Below are 16,535 nucleotides of genomic sequence, written 5' to 3' on the forward strand. Positions count from 1 at the left end.
AAGCTTTGCTGTCTCTGTCAGCGCATTGAAGGAACGTGCAGCTTGACCGGCGGCTGGCCGCGCACGACAGCGGACTTGATCACGATGTAGGAGAAATATTTGGAGACGCCGATATTGCTCTCCAGTATCTCCTCCATCATCTCCTGATATTCCGCGATGCCACGCACGACGAATTTCAGCATATAGTCGAAGCCACCGCTCACGAGGTGGCACTCGACCAGTTCCTCGAACTGGGCGATCTTCTGCTCGAACTTGGCGAAGTCCGCGCGGCGATGATCGCCTAGCGTGACGGAAGTAAACACGATCTGGCTGCCGCCGACCTTCGAGAGGTTGATGATCGCGCTGTAGCCGGAGATGTAGCCCGCCGTTTCCAGCCGCTTGACCCGCGAGAGGCAAGGGCTTGGTGACAGGCCCACCTTGTCCGCGAGCTGGGCGTTCGTGATCCGTCCGCTGCGTTGCAGCTCGGCCAGGATGTTGATGTCGATACGATCCAACTTCGGCGCGTTGATCATCGGCGTGAGCGACCTCCCTCGGGCGGTTTTATCCGTTGCGGATTTCTTCCTGGTGAGCTTTCACCAAGTCGGCCATCGAATTGAAGCGGAAATCGATGTCGGGGGCCTTTTCCGGGGTCATGGTCGCCCCGAAACCTTCCTGCGCGTGGCGGCGGAAGATCCAGCAGCTCGCCAGGCCATGCCGATTGGCGGGGAGGTGATCGTGGAACAGGCTTTCCGCGGTGTGGAGCACATCGCCGGCCTCCAGCCCCAGATCGGCCAGATGCGCCTTCATATAGTCGAAGTTTGCGTCCGACGGCTTGTAAGCACCGACATCCTCGGCCGTATAAATGGCGTCGAAATCGACTTCGAGCCGGGCATTGCTGTAGCTGAAGGTGCGATTGTCCACGTTCGAGAGGATGATCAGCTTGTAATATTTCTTGAGATATTGAAGCGCGCCAGGGGAATCCACGAAAGCGGGCCAATCGCGCACCGACCGACCATATTCCTCGCACTCCTCGACCGTCACCGGCATGCCCCACTGCTCGGCGAGGCGCTTGTACACGATCGGCAGAAGATCGCGGTAGAGCTTGCCCGGCGTCTGGGCCTGCTGCTCGGACTCGTGGCGCGCGTGCGCCTGTAGGATCTCGTTGCGCGAGAGCTGCACGCCGGCGCGCGCGATGAGGCCGCTCAGCGCCTCGACCATGCCCGATTCCCAGTCGATCAAGGTCCCGTAGCAATCGAAGGAAAGGGCCTTGAAATCAGTCAACCGCATCGCGGATCTCCTTGATGGTAAGCAGTTCGTCCAGGGTCTGGCGGAAGCGGTCAACCAGCAGGTCGACCTCGTCAACCGTGATGCAGATTGGCGGCGCGAACCCGATGATGCCATCGCCAAATGCCCGGAAAATCAACCCGTTCTTATAGCCGATCCGCGCCATGCGATCGGGCAGGGCGAGCTCCTTGGCGGGGCGCGCCTTTGTCACCTTGTTGGTGACGAGCTCGACACCGGCCAGCAGGCCGAGCGAACGCACGTCGCCCACCAGCGGATGGTCGCGCAGTTCCTGAAGCCGTGTGCCGAAATGAGCGCCGGCCTTCTGGCCATTGGCGAGCAAGCCGCCTTCCTCGTACAGCCGCAGCACTTCAAGGCCGACCGCGGCGCTGACCGGGTGGCCGGAATAGGTCTGGCCATGGCCGATCGGGACGCCCGAGGGCGTGTTGTCCGCGATGGCTTGATAGATGCGATCGGACATGAACAGCGCCCCCATGGGCACGTAGCCGGCCGTCAGGCCCTTGGCGACCGTCATGAAGTCCGGCTCAACCCCCTCATGTTCGCAGGCGAACAGAGGGCCGGTGCGGCCGAATCCGGTGATCACTTCGTCGACAATTAACAGGATGTCGAGATCGCGGCAGGTCGCCTGCATGGCGGCGAGCCAGCCCCGGGGAGGTACGATAACACCGCCCGAACCGATCACCGGTTCGGCAAAGAAGGCAGCGACATTCTCCGCGCCCAGGGCCTCGACCTTCGCCCGCAGCTCCGCCACGCACAGCGCGATCAACTCGGCATCGTTCGCCGCATCCGACCGATACGCATACGGTGGCGCGATATGATGCTGGGTCGGCCCCGGCACGTCGAAGTTGAGATGGAAGGAGGGCAGGCCGGTCAGGCCTGAGCCGGTGGTTGAGGAGCCATGATAGCCGCGGTCCAGCGCGATCATGTGCTTCTTCGACGGCCGGCCGGTTGCATTGTAATAATAGCGGATGAAGCGAATGACCCCGTCCACCGCGTCCGAACCGCCCAGCGTGAAATAGACGTGATCAAGATCGCCCGGCGCCCGTTCGGCGAGCTTCTGGGCAAGCAGGATGGCCGGCTCGCTGCCGAAGTGGAAATAGCCCGTCGCGTAGGGCAGGCGCCTCATCTGCTCGGCCGCTGCGGCAACGATGCTCTCCTGACCATAGCCGACATTGACGCACCAGAGCCCGGCGAACCCGTCGAGCAGTTCATGGCCTTCGATATCGGTCAGATAGGCGCCTTTGCCAGAGCGCAGGACAGTTACGCCGCGCTCCTCATGGTCACGCCATGGAGCGACAGGGTGTATCCAGTGCGCCCGATCTGACTCGATGAGCGAATTGAGGGACATTCACATCTCCTTTGAATGTCACCAACCTAATCTAACGACGCCCGGCCATATCCCGATTGCGCCGTGCCGCGCCGCCTAATCTTCCGTTTTTGCGGTTCGGCGGAGTGGAATCTGCTTCGTACTCATGAGAAGCCGCCAATTGCGTGAGTTGTGGGCAGCAGACCATGCCGTCAGTGGCCGCAGGGGCACCCGCGGGATGGCTGCGCGTAACTTAGAGCGAGGCCGGGATCGCTTGCGGCCAGATTCTTCCGAAGGTAGGCATAGCCGACCATCGCCTGATGACCATTGAAACTTGGCCTTACAAATGCACAAATACGACAATAGTAATTATGTTAAATATCAAATGTTTATGATGAAACCACTTAACATTTACGCAGTTCATCGGCAAGGTTTGGGACTAAGCGGTCGTTAGCGCACGGTGTGACGAACGGTGTATTGGTTGACAATAGCTGCCTCGTCGACTGCCATGGCAGTGGCTGATGTAGAAGCGAGCAAAAGCGCGGCCGCCCTAGGAGCTACGCATTTTAGATTTTTAAGAAAATGCCCGAAATCCCTTGCAGATGGTGTCAGCCACGCTGGTGAAGGGCGAACATCAAGGGATCTTAAAGTTTACGTTAACCATGCCATTGAATTTGATGTCCCATGAGAGGATGCACCAATTGGAACGTTTTCGCGAGAACGTGCTGCTTTGGCAGAGCGTTCCCGTTATTCGATAACCTCGACATTTCCCTGACGGCGACCTGGGTCAGGTCGGCGCCCTCGTTTGGGAACTATGCCGTCCCTTCCACCCTTGCCATCCTTAGCGCTTCTGCCGCCGTTGGTAGCGGTGCGACGACCGCGCCATGGACATGATGAGCTCAACCCAATCCAGGCCGACAAACTAACGGCGCGGTCAAGCAATATAGGGTGTTTCTTGCAGGGGCCTGACCTTCCAGGATGAGCCATTTCAGAATGCTGCCGCTCACCGCGTAATTGGGAAGACGTTGCCGGTCGCTGGCTCTCGTTAGGAATCGACGCGCGTGAGACGGCCAGCCAACCTTGTGTCCCTTGCGCTCAAGAATGGGCTTGTTCAGGCGGGACCGACTTCGGCTACGTCATGCCCGCCGCCTGACGGATGGCCGATGCCAGCTCGTCTTCGCTTCGTCCGCCATTGATGGCGATGCGCCCGCCGAACACAAAGTGTGGAACGGACCGGACCCCGGCCGCTGCCGATTGAGCCGCCTCCTGCTCGACGCGCCGGTGCTGCTCGGGATCAAGCGCGATCGCGTGGGCTTCCTGGCGCTCGAACCCATGGGCCATGGCGATATCGGCTAGGACATCGGCGTCCGAGGTGTTTTTGGCTTTCAGAAAATAGGCGTCGGTGATCGCAACCGCGAGCCGATGCTGCGTCCCGCGTTCGCGCGCCGCAAGGATGAGCCCGTGCGCCGGCTGCGTTCGATATGCCCAGAGCTGATGGCTCAGGTCGAGATCGAAACCGGATGCACGCGCTTCCGCCTCGGGCCGGACGAATGCCGCCTTGGGATCCGTCGCGCCGTAGCGCCAGCGCAGGAGATCGGGAATGTAAAGGCCCTCGGGCGGTGCATCAGGAAGCAGGAGAACCGGGTGCTGACGGATATCCACGTCCAGTTCGGGGAAGCGCTCCGCCAGAACCTTGTCGAGACGGTGATGCCCGACGAAGCACCACGGACAGCTGATCTCGGTAAATAGATCGATTTGTAGCATGAGATCATTCCTAGGATCGGCGTAGCGGACGGACGCCGTTAAGATCAGGCCGCCTTGTCCAGGAGCGCGCGGACCTGCTCTTCGCTGGTAGCGATGGCGGCCTTGGCCGCTTCAGGCCCGAAGACAGTGCCTTCGACGCGGATGATCTCGACGTCGGTAAGGCCGATGAAAGCCAGAAGATGGCGCAGATAACCGGTCTGGAAATCGAACGCGGCCCATTCGCCCTCCGAGAAGACGCCACCTGCGGCGGTGACGAGATAGACCTTCTTGCCGGTGAGCAACCCCCGCGCACCATCTCCGCTATAGCCAAAAGTCACGCCCGGCCAGGTGATGTGATCGAACCAGGCCTTGAGCGACGATGGCAAGCCGAAATTGATCATCCCCGAACCCATCACGATGACGTCAGCCGCCTTCACTTCATCCACCAGTTCCTGGGCGATACCCACGGCCTCGACCTGCTCGGGCGTTCGCGCCTCGGCTGCCGCGACCCGGCCGTGGATATAGGCCGGGCCGATATGTGGCGGGGGATTGCCCAAAAGGTCGCGCGTTACAAAAATACCGCCCTGGCGAGTCCTGAGGCCTTGTGCGATTTCGGTCGCGAAACGGGTGGATAGGCTTTCGGCACCACGAGGACTCGACGTAACGAGGAGAATGTTGGTCATGGTCACTCCAGCGAAGACATAGTAGTAACTATTTGTTACCGACACTAATAAAGTGACCATATCGCTCCTCGCAAGAAGGCACTGCAATGACACTAGGTGACATCGATTTTCCTACCCCTACTCAGGGGGAAGATTGCGGGATGGTCCGGGAAATCCTCGACCGCGTCGGGGATAAATGGAGCCTATACATCATCGCGACGCTTAAAGACGGGCCGGTCCGCTTCAACGAACTGCGCCGCCGGATCGGTGGCATCTCGCAGCGGATGCTGACCATTACCCTGCGTGGACTGGAACGCGACGGGCTGATCAAACGGACGATGTTTCCCACGATCCCGCCGCGCGTGGAGTATGAGTTGACCGATATTGGAGGGTCACTTCTCGCACCCGTCATGGCGCTCACCATGTGGGCGAACAGCAATCAGGATAACATCCAGAACGCCCGTACCCGATACGATGCGAGCAAGGACGTTTAGGATCACATTCGATGATCATCTTTGCGGAAGTCATGCAAGACTGTCGCTAGGAGACTGACACCATGCGACCTCATCATGGTCAGATAACGACCCGCGTGGCTGACACGTTAGCCTGACAGCAGCTGCCTCACGTGACCAGTCTACATGATATTCCCAGAGCCAGGCGAATAGCTGCTGGCGACAACGTTGTTGGCGATCAGCGCGTCGCACTTCACCGTGCCTGACGCCTCGAGAATAGCGGCATCGATCGTCACCCGGTCGGCCGTGATGGTGATAGTAGCGCCGCCGCCGATCACCAGCTGGGTGCCGCTGGCATTGGACAGCACAAGCCGATCGCCGGCGCTGTCGAGGGTGACACTGAGGCCATCGCGTGTGCGGAGGCTTGCGCTCCCGGCTGGACGCTCGGCGGCAGTCCATAAAAAGCCCATGACCACCAGATCGCGCCCACGACGGTCAACTGCCGCGACCAAAGCAGTGTCGCCGACCGCAGGTGCAGCACCAAGCCGTGGGCCGGTGCCCGCAGCCGGTGATGCCACGTCCGTCCAACCGGACTCCGATCTTGGCGGCGGCAGCATCAGCCGCACTCGGCCAAGGCCTTCGGGATCGTCGACGTCGGTCACTTTGGCGCGGGTCAGCTGCATTGATCGGCCTTTCGTTAGGAGTGAGGGCCAGCATGATCAGTTCGCGCGCTCGTTCGAACTCGCGTGAACCGGCCAATCACAGGCTGCGGACCTGAATATGCCGCAGACCGTCTGCAGACCGGAGTAAGATCTACTGCACATCGGCCTTAGCGACATTTATAAATTGGTTGAGACGGTGAAGCGAGGGCGCCGAGCGCTACCTGATGTGGCCGCCATTAACGAAGCCGCGAGGGACCGTCCGACAATGATGAGGGTATGAGAGGGTTGAAGCGACGGATTACGCTAGCCGATCGGGGATTCAGCCCTTCATAGTCCGCCATCCAAACCTGCCAATCGTTCACGCGCTTTTCACCTGCAGGCGTGTCCGCGAGTACGACGAAACGTCTAACAAGCTTGCACCCATGAGGGCGAGCGAACCATCAACGATCAGGGCCATCATGTCATTGGCGCCGAACAAAATTGCGTGCCCGATTGCAAGGGCGATCAACAGAGCGCCCGTTCCATTGCGTCCGACCCCTGACAAGCTCGCCGGCGTGGCCACAGCCGCTGCCGCCAGCGCCGCGAGGCTGATCGTCCCCCACGTCCATATCGGCACGGCTCCTACTACTGTGAATAGCGCGGCGATGGCGGCGCATGTCAGCGCCAGAGGTTGTCCCCAGACGATTGCGGCCCAGACACGTTCCCAGCCTGGGGCGGGCCTGCCCTTGTCACGCCGCCGGGCCAGCCAGATATGGACCCCGCCCGCTGCAAGATAAGTGAGGCCAAGACCCAGCAGCCCATAGGCAATCTTGACGATGCCGCCGCCAAACCACCCAAAATGAAGCGGGCCCAGCGATCCTAGAATCTGCTGTCCAATATTATTCTGCGCGGCCTGCTGCTGGTAATAAAGCGCTCCTGAGCGGTCGAAGGCGTAGACATCGTTGCTGGCGATGCGGGTCGTGCCGCTTTCAACCTCGAACATGACGGCCGCGCCTTGCTCGGTTGGATGTTCGACAACAAGATAGCTGATCGGAGCACCCGGTTCTCGTTCAGCCACTTTCGCGAACAGTGGCCGCAAGTCGACGGGCGGGGCAGGGCGCGTATCTTCGGCCGGATGGGGCGGCGTAAAGATGGCGTAGACCTTGGCAGTGTCGCCTTGGAACACCGCAAGGCCGATCGCGCCGATGATGACAGTGCTCAGGCCCAGCAATGCGCCAGTCAGCGAAACCGTGACGTGGAAGGGAAGAGCCCAGACGCCGATGCGGTTGTGCAGATCGGCCTCCTGCAGTCGCCGCGAGCCGCCGAGCCGCAAATGGAAGGCATCACGAAAAATGCGGGGATGAGCGAGCAATCCGGAGATCAGGGAGGAGAGCAGCGCGACGCCGCTCAGCCCCACGATGAAAATACCCCAGCGTTGCGGCAGGTGCAGGTTGATATGCAGCCGGGTGAGAAAATGGGTCCAGCTTTCGCGCAACGCTCCGGTAATGCGCCCCTCGCTATCGACGATCCAGGTTGTGCGTGTACCATCCTCGGTGTCGATCCGCACGGTCGGCCAGGGCCGATCCTTGCTGGGCATCAGAACGTAGACGTGTTCGACGGGCCCCTTGGCGCGATCCATCGCAGCGCGATAGGCTGCCTGAACGGCATCCCCAGAGATGGTCTCCATGCGCTCGACCTGCGGGTTCTCCCAGCGATAGAACTCGTTGGCGAACACGGCGATCGTGCCGGTCAGGCAGATCAAGTAAAGCAGTGCGGCGAAAGCGAGGCCGAGGCCGCTGTGCCCCTTGAGGACTGCGCGCACCAGATCCGGCGATGGGAAGCCCGCGCCTTTCTTCTTTGTCTGGCTAGTCGTCATGTCAGTCCCTTCAGCATGGCAGCGCCGAAGCCGATAATGGACGTTCCCACCAACACAGCGGTGGCGCGTAGAATGCGGCTATCGGCGAGGGTCCATGCCATTGCTGCCCCCCAGGCCAGCGGCACGATCAGACCGCCGATCAGCAATCGCGTCTGGATTTCGCCGGGTGCCCAAACGGCATAGCTGATCCCCAGTCCCATTGCAGCGATCATGCCGATGGGGCCGGCGAGCGACCAGCGCAACGTGGTGCGCCAGGCGCTGGGTGCCCGTTCTGCGGGCTCGGGTGCGAGCCCCTCCCGGTTAGCGCGTTGCGCGCGAGCCGGGCGCCGCGTGTATCCAGAGGCAATGACGCCAAGCGCCGTGACAGACAGGAGCGTAACGGCCACAAAGGGTCCCCGCGCCTCGCCCAGCGTCCACGCCGGCCAGAGCAGGGTCGCGCCCAGCAATGCCAGGCCTGCCCGGCGCCACAGCGCCTTGCCCGCTTTAAGCTGCCATGCGCGCCGCAGCGACCATGAGCCAGCCAGGCTGCCGGCGATGATCGCGACAATTACGACCGGAAATGCCACGTCACTCAAAACCCGGCTTCCAGCACCACACCCACGCTGCGCGGCGCGCCGATAACGGCAAAACCGGTGTAGTCGTTGACGTACTGATCGTATTTCTCGTTGAAGACGTTGTTGGCGAAGAGCGACAGGCTCCAGTGATCGGCGGTATAGCCGATCCGCGCATTGACGAGCGTGCGGGCACCGACCCGGCTCTCCGCCTGTGGGGTCGACACATCCGTCATGACAGCGCTGCGGTAGCTGGCGTTGACATTGGCATTGAAGCCATCGGCGAACCGCACATTGGCGCCGCCCGAAAGAGTCCATTTGGGCGCATAGGGGAATTCGAGGCCCGAGAGGTCGGTGATCGACCCGACGTCCGTCACAAACTCATCGAACTTCGTGCGCGTGTGGCCGATGCTCGCATACCAGTCGAAGGCGGATGAGACGCGATGCGCCACCTCGACCTCAAACCCGTAGACGTGCGACTTGCCGGCATTGACGGTATGCGTGTCGTAGGTGCCGTTGCCGAAATTGGCGGTGGTCTGCTGCTCGGTCCAATCGATGTAGAAGGCGTTTGCGTTGGCGGTTAGCCGGCCGTCGAGCCAGGACGAACGCAAAGAGAGCTCATAGTTCCAGGTAAACTCCGGATCGTATGCAAATAGCTGCGATCGCGCCGTGTTGAAGCTGCTACCGCCTGACCGATAGCCGCGCTGAGCCACGAATGCGGTGGAAAAGTCTGGAGTCCATCCCATCTCAATCCCGGCCTTGGGCAGAAATGCATTGAACTTTCGCGTTCCCACGGGAGCCGAGCCATTGGCGTCGTTTACCAACCCGAGCACAAAGCCATTCAGCGCTGCGATCGCGCCATTCAGAGGTGCAGGATACAGCGCCGGGTTCGGCAAAGTGCCGACGAAGCTCGCCACGGCCTCGCCGCCGATCTTGTTTCGCTCATGATCGTAGCGGAAGCCGCCGATCAGCGACAGCCGATCGGTCACGCGGTAGCGGGCATCCGCAAACAGCGCCATGGTTTCGACCTGAGTTGGAAAGTCCGACGTGTAGTCGACCGGAATATTTGGCAACGCGGCGGTGTAGATTCCCGCCACCTGCTGCGCTGTTGCTGCACCAAGGCTGGGCGTGAGTGCACTGACGATCGTACTGGCAGGCGTTGGCACGAGCGTGACCTGATGCGATTGCCGATACTGGTCGCGATTGTAATAGAACAGGCCGACAAGCCCGCTTAGTCGACCGCTTTCATAATTGAGGCGCAGTTCCTGGGTGAAGGTCTCCGTCCCGCCTGCGATGTCGCTATAGGCTGTGCTGGCCGCCGAGGAATCGCCATCATATTTCCGGATGAAGTTCGTGTCCGTCCAGGTGCCGAGCGTGCTGAGCGAGAGGCCGCTGCCAAGATCGTAGCGCAGATCCAGCGTTATCTGGTCGCTATTGACATCGCTGCTGTTGGGATAGTCCGAGGGGTTGGTCCGCGTCTCGAAATAATCGCCATTCGACCGGTCGACGTAGACGAACAGATAGCCACCCTGTGTTTCGAAGTGATGATAGTTGAGCCGCGCCTCGAAGCCGGGCGAGGCTGAAGGCGTCCACAGGAGCTTGCCGCGCAGCGAGATCGAGTCCAGCGGGTTTTCAGGCGCCCGGCGAGTCGGATTGTAGATGTACCCATCAGAGTCCCGCTTTTCGGCAGAGACCCGGAAGGCCAGCTCGTCCGTAACCAACGGTCCGCCACCCGCAACGGCGAACTGGGTGGTGTCAAATGAAGAGACCAGCGCCCGACCTTTGGCGCTCCAATTGAAGGTGGGGTCCTGGGTACGAATGTGCACCGCGCCGGCCAGCGCATTCAGCCCCTGAATTGTCGACTGGGGGCCCCGGAAGATTTCGACCTGAGCGACGTCCCACATGTCCGTCGGACCATTGGACAGAATATCCTGCTGAACCGGTGCGCCATCGACAAAGACGGTCGCCGTGGCTGCGTCGCCGCCGCCCGAGACGCCGCGTTGGTCGATGCCGCGGATCGAGAAACCGGATGCACCGTAAGTCTCGGAGACATTCGCCGTGCGCTGGTAGATTTCCTGGATCGTGAGGACATTTTCATCGGCAAGGCGCGCGGCTGTCACGACGCCGACGGAGGCCGTCGTTTCCTGCAGGCTACGCGAAGTCTTCTCCCCGGTGACAATGATTTCTACGGGCTCATCCACAGGTGCGACAGCTTCAGCACGGGCGGGCGAGGGGTTCGCAAGCGTGACGAGCAGTGAAGTCGATAGCAGCCAGTTGGTTTTCATGATGCCCCCGCGGTTTTGATGGGGTGCGCGTATTTGCAATGCTAATGCGAGTCAACCGCAAATAAGAATGTCGGTCCGGTTTGAATTTTACGACAACGAGATCGGATGGGGGTCGCTGAAGCAGATTTGCACTGCAAGCGCTTCAAAGCCGGACACGCAACCCGCCGAATGAATTTCCTGAGGCAGCGGCTCGTTCTGTCGGGATAGGCCAGCGACTTTGACGCGCAGCCTTGCGAAGCGACGCTCGAACGTTTCGAGGTGCTGGCGCACAAGCACGGTCATTGGCGCCACGACCACGACTTGATGCCCGGCAGGGCAGCCAATGCCACAGCCCGGAGAGCAACTTCGGTCTTTCCATAGCCTACATCGCCAATGATCAGTCGGTCCATTGGACGACCGCTGGCAAGATCCTCGCGCACGGCTGCGATGGCCCGTGCCTGATGCCGTCTCATGAAACGCGAAGGTCGCAACGAAGCGCTCATGCCGAAGGCGGCGTAACGCTCTAGTGCCAACGCACTATGCCAATTTATGACGATTTTTATGACCATGAAAGCAAGCCAGGAAATAATCTTTAAATAACATAGAATTTTGGCGTACACCCTCTCCGCCACTTACAAATGAGCGCTGGTGCCGACGGCGCGTGCCCCTCGCCTCCGTCGTTGCCGATTTCGCCTCTGGGTGCTTGCATTCGCTGCGATCGGGTGATGGTTAGTTCGATGGCCGCCGCTCCCTTTTTATTCCAAGCGATCTCCGCAGGCCTATGCGCAACATCAGCGGCCGTCGCACCGCGTCTCTTGCACTCATCAACCTTGCAGCGCCACGCGGACCGCCGCCAGATCGCGGGCGAACAAATTCTGTTCCCGCGCTTGCGCCTCGCCGCTCAGGCGCAGCAGATAGCTGGGATGGGCGCTCAGCCAGAGCTGGCTGCCGTCCGCGAGCTGATAGGGTTGGCCGCGCTCCTTGGCGATGCTGGGTGTTCGGCCCAGCAGGGCGCGTCCTGCGCTCGCGCCCAAGGCTAGCACGATCGTTGGCTGAACGATCCGTCTTTCGGCATCGAGCCACCAGCGGCAATGGTCGATCTCCCCGGCGGTCGGGTTCTGGTGGAGACGACGCTTGCCGCGTTGCTCGAATTTGAAATGTTTGACGGCGTTGGTCAGCCGGATTTCGGCACGATCGAACCCCGCCGTCTCCAGATGCCCGTCGAGCAACCGTCCCGCCGGGCCAACAAAAGGCCGGCCCTGCTGCTCTTCGAAATCGCCGGGTTGCTCGCCCACGATCATCAGCCGCGCGTTGCCGGGCCCTTCGCCGGCGACGGCGCGCGTGCCGTTGCAGCCGATCGGGCAGGCCGTACAGGTCGAGATGCCCTCGGCAATCTCGCCGAGGGACGTCGGGGGCGGGCGCTGGAAGGGATCGGCGCCCTGATCGACCATCTGGGCCTCGCGGGCCTGCGCGCCGGCAATCAACGCAGGGATCAAGGCGGCTTCCGGCAGGTTCTTCCAGTAGCGTCGAGGCATTTCCTTCACCATCATCGCCACCTTGAGCCGCGCGGGGTTGAAGATGGAGCCATAATAACGCTGCCAAAGCCCTTCGATCTCGTCTTCGCCTGGGGCATCCCGGGCGTCGGCGCCCGGCCCCTCCGCAAGCTGAGCGCCATCCCAGTGAAGGCTGAGATCGGGTGTCAGGATGGACCAGCGCTGGCCCGCAAACCGGTTTAGGAAAAACGGGGCGTTGGCGCGCACGATGGCATGATCCGGCTCGAACCAGGCCACGTAGCGGTCCGTTCCATCGGGATCCTGGGCCAGCCGGAACCGCACGAACGCCCTCATCTTGTGAATGTCGCGGCGCACCTGCCGCTCCAACTGCGTGAGGGCGTGCACATCGGCATCGCTCGTCTTTTCAAGCAGGTGCGGGTCGCTTTGCAGGCGCCACAACAGGCGATAGAGCAGCGCCAACCGTGTATCCGAGCTGTGCAGGATCACCCTGCGGGCCAACTCGATGAAGCGCTTGTTGGCCGTGACCGGGCGGGGTGATGGAGCAGGCTCAGGCGTGTCTTTGGACGCGAACAAATCCCGCACGCCGTCCGATGCCGCTGCCCAGCGGATATGCTCCGGACCGACGCCCTGCAAGACCAGGGCGCGGGCCAGATCGCGCCATGTGTCGAAATCATGGGCGTCATCCAGTTCGGCATTGAACAGCGCCGGCTGATCTCGGAGCTGGGCCGGCTTCACCCGAACAGTTCCATCTGGCGGGGCGGCGGGGCCAGTCGGGCGCGCAGGTTTGCCGTGTCGATCAAGCCTGTCGGGCGCCAGTCGGCCGTGACGACGAACGGCCGCAATTTGGTGACCGTGCGGGTGAGCCGGGCGAGATCATCCAGCCGGAGACGATGATGGCGGCGGGCTTCCAGGATGGCAGCCACGGCCCGCGTGCCCAGTCCTGGCACGCGCAACAGCTTCTCGCGCGATGCCAGATTGATGTCGACCGGAAAATCCTGCCGGTGCCGCAAGGCCCAGGCCAGCTTGGGGTCGATGTCGAGCGCCAGCATCCCGTCATCGTCCGTCGCGGTCTGCACCTCGCTTGTCGAAAATCCGTAGAAGCGGATCAGCCAGTCGGATTGATAGAGCCGATGCTCGCGCATCAGTGGTGGTCGCTTGAGCGGCAGAACGGCGCTGGCATCGGGGATCGGGCTGAAGGCGGAATAATAGACGCGGCGCAGGCGATGGCGGTCGTACAATTCGCTGGCCCGGCCGATGATCTGCGTGTCGCTGGCGCCATCCGCGCCGACGATCATCTGGGTAGATTGGCCGGCGGGCGCGAACATCGGCGCATGCTTGAAGCGTTTGCGCGCATCCTTCGCCTCGACCATGGCCGAACCGAGCCGCGCCATCGCGCCTTCGATCTGCCCGCCATCTTTGTCCGGCGCCAGATCGGTCAGACCGCGCTCAGTCGGCAGTTCGACATTGATTGAGACGCGGTCCGCCCACAGGCCCGCTTGCTCGACCAGCGCGCGATCGGCCTCGGGAATCGTCTTAAGGTGGATATAGCCCTTGAAGCCATGATCCTCCCGCAAGGCACGGGCGACCTCGATCAATTGCTCCATCGTATAGTCGGCAGATTTGATGATGCCGGAGGAGAGGAATAGCCCCTCGATATAATTGCGCCGGTAGAAGTTGAGCGTCAGCTCGACGACTTCCTGGGCTGTGAAGCGCGCTCGGCGCACGTTCGAGCTCTTGCGGTTGACGCAATAATGGCAATCGAAAATGCAATGATTGGTGAGCAGGATCTTGAGCAGCGAGATGCAGCGCCCGTCCGGCGCATAGGCATGGCAGATGCCCATGCCCTCGGTCGATCCAATCCCCTTGCCATCGCGGCTGTTGCGCTTGGCGGTGCCGGAGGATGCGCAGGAGGCATCATATTTGGCGGCGTCGGCAAGGATCGCCAAGCGGTCCGTGATCGTCTCCTGTTTCATTTGTTCTTTATATGTTCCGCGGGTAAGGGCGGCAAGCGCCGACGCGGCCATCCCGGCTCGGTTCGTCTGAAAATTGCACTGCCATGTGCCTTGCGCTATGCGCTGGGGAAGAGCCCCGGTGTCCGCTGATCCTCGCTGATTCGCGCCGCCGGGGCCTTGATTTTTACAACTGATGAGTAGGCACCCGCACATGTCCCGTCGTCGCCAGATTTATGAGGGCAAGGCGAAGATCCTTTATGAAGGTCCCGAGCCCGGCACGCTGATCCAGTATTTCAAGGATGATGCGACTGCCTTCAATGCGCAGAAGAAGGGGACGATCTCCGGCAAGGGCGTGCTGAATAACCGGATTTCCGAGCATGTCTTCACGCTGCTCGCGAACATTGGCGTGCCCACCCACTTCATCAAGCGGCTGAACATGCGCGAGCAGCTCATCCGTCAGGTGGAGATCGTGCCGATCGAGGTCGTGGTGCGCAATGTCGCCGCTGGTTCGCTCTCCACCCGGCTGGGCATCGAGGAGGGCACGCAGCTCCCCCGCACGCTCATCGAATATTATTACAAGGATGATGCGCTCGGCGATCCGCTGATCACCGAAGAGCATATCGCCTGCTTCGGCTGGGCGAGCCAGGAAGAGATGCACGACATCGCCGACATGGCGATCCGCGTAAACGACTTCATGAGCGGCTTATTCGCCGGCATCGGCATCCGTCTGGTCGACTTCAAGCTGGAGTTCGGCCGCATCTGGGATGGCGATTTCTCGCGGATCATCCTGGCCGACGAGATCAGCCCCGATGGCTGCCGGCTGTGGGATATGGCCACCAACGAGAAGCTGGACAAGGACCGCTTCCGCCGCGATCTGGGCGGTGAGGTCGAGGCCTATCAGGAGGTCGCGCGCCGCCTGGGCCTGCTGCCTGAGGGCCTTGAGAACGACGTTCTCGATCTGGAGAGCCACCGCAAGAAGCGCGGCAAGTAAGAGCATTGGGCCGGGCGTTCATCAGCGGCGCCCGGCACCCGCGCCTTTACATCGGCGCGCCGGGATGCACCCAGGCATTGAGGCCCATCCACAGGGCCATGGCGACCATGAACAGGTCTTCGGTGAACGACACGAAGCCGAGTGGCACATTGGTCCCGCCGCCGACGCAGGCACATTTCAGGCTGCGTTTCTCCACATAGACGGCCTTGTAGATCGAGACCGCGCCGATGCCGCCGATGAACGCGGCGACTGGTACCGAGAGCCAGGGCAGGGCCCCCGCGAGCATCAGCACGCCGGCGCCCAATTGGGCGAACGGATAGATTGAGGCATAGGGCACCCATTTGCGGGCCAGCAGATCATAGCCCAGGAACATGGTCGCGAACCGATCCACATCCTGCAGCTTGAGCATCGCCAGCAGGATCATCGTCACGGAGATGAAGCGCTCGAGGGTGAGCAGGCTGAGCAGCGGCGCGGCCGTCAACAGATCGATCGTCAGCGCGATCAGCGCCGCAACAGCGAAGACGACCAGAACAGGCGTATAGCTCGTCGCGTTCGGATCCTTGACGCTGAGGCCCAGGAAGCGGCGCAAGTCATCATGGCCACCGATCCGCTGACCGTCGATGAACACCTGCGGCGTGGTGGTCACATAATGCTCGGCCTTGAACGCTTCCTGCTGTTCGCGGGTTTCGATCCAGCGATCCTCGACATCATAGCCTTTGCTGCGCAGCAGGTGCAGCGCCTTGAGGCCATAGGGGCAGATGTGGCCGGGCATCACCATCCGATGGAGAACGGCCTTACGGCTGCTCGTGGCGCGGGGTTCAGGCATTGACGCTCATCCTTGCTGAGAAATCCATGCACCCCATATAGGGTCTGTACCACGGTACGGAGTCAAGCATGGCGGCGATGAGCATTTCGGGTCTGGCGAAAGCCGGCGGTGTGGGGGTCGAGACGATCCGCTTCTATCAGCGCAAGGACTTGCTCCCCACGCCCGAGAAGCAGGCCGGCAACGACCTGTCCGGGGGCATAAGGCGCTATGGTGAGGAGGATGTCCGGCGGCTGCGCTTCATTCGAGCGGCGCAGCAGGCCGGCTTTACGCTGGAGGAAATCCGCACGCTGTTGTCGCTGGACGCGGGGCAGGATCGTGCCCGCGCGCGCGCCTTGGCGGAAGAGCGGCTGGTCCAGCTCGATGAAAAGATCGCGCAATTGGAAGCGGCCCGCGCCTCGCTGCGCCAACTCGCGCGGACCTGTGCCCGTTCCGAAGAAGGGCCGTGCCCGATCCTGCAATCCTTCGGCGTGTGAGGC

Annotated in this window: 15 protein-coding genes and 1 pseudogene; 3 read left to right on the top strand and 13 right to left on the bottom strand. The window is 61.7% G+C overall.

Annotated features, from left to right (window positions below; all coding sequences use genetic code 11):
* Nucleotides 1–17: 17 nt before the first annotated feature.
* The 5 genes from M2333_RS01845 to M2333_RS01865 all read right to left on the bottom strand — a co-directional run bounded on the left by M2333_RS01845 (nt 18) and on the right by M2333_RS01865 (nt 5,013).
* Nucleotides 18–512: an Lrp/AsnC family transcriptional regulator gene (locus M2333_RS01845; RefSeq protein ID WP_264570976.1), complete on the bottom strand. Its 495-nt coding sequence runs from the start codon at nt 510–512 to the stop codon at nt 18–20.
* A gap of 28 nt (nt 513–540) precedes the next feature.
* A complete protein-coding gene (locus tag M2333_RS01850) occupies nt 541–1,266 on the bottom strand; it encodes a haloacid dehalogenase type II (protein WP_264610683.1) in 726 nt (241 codons plus the stop codon).
* A complete protein-coding gene (locus M2333_RS01855; RefSeq protein WP_264610684.1) occupies nt 1,253–2,629 on the bottom strand; it encodes an aminotransferase class III-fold pyridoxal phosphate-dependent enzyme in 1,377 nt (458 codons plus the stop codon). Before M2333_RS01855 ends, M2333_RS01850 begins: the two co-directional genes overlap by 14 nt.
* Before the next feature lie 1,089 nt (nt 2,630–3,718).
* Entirely contained in the window at nt 3,719–4,351 is a 633-nt protein-coding gene (locus tag M2333_RS01860; RefSeq protein WP_264610685.1) for a DsbA family oxidoreductase, read from the bottom strand.
* A gap of 44 nt (nt 4,352–4,395) precedes the next feature.
* Nucleotides 4,396–5,013, bottom strand: coding sequence for an FMN-dependent NADH-azoreductase (locus tag M2333_RS01865; RefSeq protein ID WP_264610686.1), 618 nt, complete (start codon nt 5,011–5,013; stop codon nt 4,396–4,398).
* 86 nt (nt 5,014–5,099) lie between these two features.
* Between M2333_RS01865 and M2333_RS01870 the strand changes: the two genes are divergently transcribed.
* Entirely contained in the window at nt 5,100–5,486 is a 387-nt protein-coding gene (locus M2333_RS01870; RefSeq protein WP_264610687.1) for a winged helix-turn-helix transcriptional regulator, read from the top strand.
* Nucleotides 5,487–5,626: 140 nt separating this feature from the next.
* Here the strand turns inward: M2333_RS01870 and M2333_RS01875 are convergent, their stop codons facing one another.
* The 7 genes and pseudogenes from M2333_RS01875 to M2333_RS01905 form a co-directional block, all read right to left on the bottom strand.
* Nucleotides 5,627–6,127, bottom strand: a complete 501-nt coding sequence (locus tag M2333_RS01875; RefSeq protein WP_264610688.1) for a phage baseplate assembly protein V — start codon at nt 6,125–6,127, stop codon at nt 5,627–5,629.
* A 337-nt stretch (nt 6,128–6,464) separates the two neighbouring features.
* Nucleotides 6,465–7,961, bottom strand: coding sequence for a PepSY-associated TM helix domain-containing protein (locus M2333_RS01880; protein ID WP_264610689.1), 1,497 nt, complete (start codon nt 7,959–7,961; stop codon nt 6,465–6,467).
* Complete coding sequence (locus M2333_RS01885) at nt 7,958–8,527, bottom strand: hypothetical protein (RefSeq protein WP_264572289.1); 570 nt, start codon at nt 8,525–8,527, stop codon at nt 7,958–7,960. Before M2333_RS01885 ends, M2333_RS01880 begins: the two co-directional genes overlap by 4 nt.
* 5 nt (nt 8,528–8,532) lie before the next feature.
* On the bottom strand, nt 8,533–10,797 hold the full coding sequence (locus tag M2333_RS01890) for a TonB-dependent receptor (protein ID WP_264610690.1): 2,265 nt from the start codon (nt 10,795–10,797) through the stop codon (nt 8,533–8,535).
* A 147-nt stretch (nt 10,798–10,944) separates the two neighbouring features.
* Nucleotides 10,945–11,280: pseudogene (locus M2333_RS01895) on the bottom strand (DEAD/DEAH box helicase); the annotation flags it as partial.
* A gap of 320 nt (nt 11,281–11,600) precedes the next feature.
* Nucleotides 11,601–12,992 carry a UdgX family uracil-DNA binding protein gene (locus M2333_RS01900; protein ID WP_264612542.1) on the bottom strand — a complete coding sequence of 464 codons (1,392 nt, stop codon included), beginning with the start codon at nt 12,990–12,992 and terminating at the stop codon, nt 11,601–11,603.
* Between the two features lie 29 nt (nt 12,993–13,021).
* Entirely contained in the window at nt 13,022–14,263 is a 1,242-nt protein-coding gene (locus M2333_RS01905) for a putative DNA modification/repair radical SAM protein (RefSeq protein ID WP_264610691.1), read from the bottom strand.
* A gap of 190 nt (nt 14,264–14,453) precedes the next feature.
* Here M2333_RS01905 and purC point away from each other — a divergent pair, with 190 nt between their 5' ends.
* Nucleotides 14,454–15,233 (top strand): phosphoribosylaminoimidazolesuccinocarboxamide synthase, encoded by a 780-nt coding sequence (gene purC / locus M2333_RS01910; protein WP_181560284.1) that lies wholly within the window; start codon nt 14,454–14,456, stop codon nt 15,231–15,233.
* Between the two features lie 46 nt (nt 15,234–15,279).
* Here the strand turns inward: purC and M2333_RS01915 are convergent, their stop codons facing one another.
* On the bottom strand, nt 15,280–16,059 hold the full coding sequence (locus M2333_RS01915; protein ID WP_264610692.1) for a glutaredoxin: 780 nt from the start codon (nt 16,057–16,059) through the stop codon (nt 15,280–15,282).
* A gap of 68 nt (nt 16,060–16,127) precedes the next feature.
* Between M2333_RS01915 and M2333_RS01920 the strand changes: the two genes are divergently transcribed.
* Nucleotides 16,128–16,532: a MerR family transcriptional regulator gene (locus tag M2333_RS01920; RefSeq protein ID WP_264575304.1), complete on the top strand. Its 405-nt coding sequence runs from the start codon at nt 16,128–16,130 to the stop codon at nt 16,530–16,532.
* Nucleotides 16,533–16,535: the final 3 nt, after the last annotated feature.

This window comes from Sphingobium sp. B11D3B, assembly GCF_025961735.1.
Classification (GTDB): domain Bacteria; phylum Pseudomonadota; class Alphaproteobacteria; order Sphingomonadales; family Sphingomonadaceae; genus Sphingobium.

What these genes read in the sequence shown, in the direction of transcription:
- M2333_RS01845 (WP_264570976.1), bottom strand. Translation starts at nt 512, where the DNA reads ATGATCAACGCGCCGAAGTTGGATCGTATCGACATCAACATCCTGGCC.
- M2333_RS01850 (WP_264610683.1), bottom strand. Translation starts at nt 1,266, where the DNA reads ATGCGGTTGACTGATTTCAAGGCCCTTTCCTTCGATTGCTACGGGACC.
- M2333_RS01855 (WP_264610684.1), bottom strand. Translation starts at nt 2,629, where the DNA reads ATGTCCCTCAATTCGCTCATCGAGTCAGATCGGGCGCACTGGATACAC.
- M2333_RS01860 (WP_264610685.1), bottom strand. Translation starts at nt 4,351, where the DNA reads ATGCTACAAATCGATCTATTTACCGAGATCAGCTGTCCGTGGTGCTTC.
- M2333_RS01865 (WP_264610686.1), bottom strand. Translation starts at nt 5,013, where the DNA reads ATGACCAACATTCTCCTCGTTACGTCGAGTCCTCGTGGTGCCGAAAGC.
- M2333_RS01870 (WP_264610687.1), top strand. Translation starts at nt 5,100, where the DNA reads ATGACACTAGGTGACATCGATTTTCCTACCCCTACTCAGGGGGAAGAT.
- M2333_RS01875 (WP_264610688.1), bottom strand. Translation starts at nt 6,127, where the DNA reads ATGCAGCTGACCCGCGCCAAAGTGACCGACGTCGACGATCCCGAAGGC.
- M2333_RS01880 (WP_264610689.1), bottom strand. Translation starts at nt 7,961, where the DNA reads ATGACGACTAGCCAGACAAAGAAGAAAGGCGCGGGCTTCCCATCGCCG.
- M2333_RS01890 (WP_264610690.1), bottom strand. Translation starts at nt 10,797, where the DNA reads ATGAAAACCAACTGGCTGCTATCGACTTCACTGCTCGTCACGCTTGCG.
- M2333_RS01905 (WP_264610691.1), bottom strand. Translation starts at nt 14,263, where the DNA reads ATGAAACAGGAGACGATCACGGACCGCTTGGCGATCCTTGCCGACGCC.
- purC (WP_181560284.1), top strand. Translation starts at nt 14,454, where the DNA reads ATGTCCCGTCGTCGCCAGATTTATGAGGGCAAGGCGAAGATCCTTTAT.
- M2333_RS01915 (WP_264610692.1), bottom strand. Translation starts at nt 16,059, where the DNA reads ATGCCTGAACCCCGCGCCACGAGCAGCCGTAAGGCCGTTCTCCATCGG.
- M2333_RS01920 (WP_264575304.1), top strand. Translation starts at nt 16,128, where the DNA reads ATGGCGGCGATGAGCATTTCGGGTCTGGCGAAAGCCGGCGGTGTGGGG.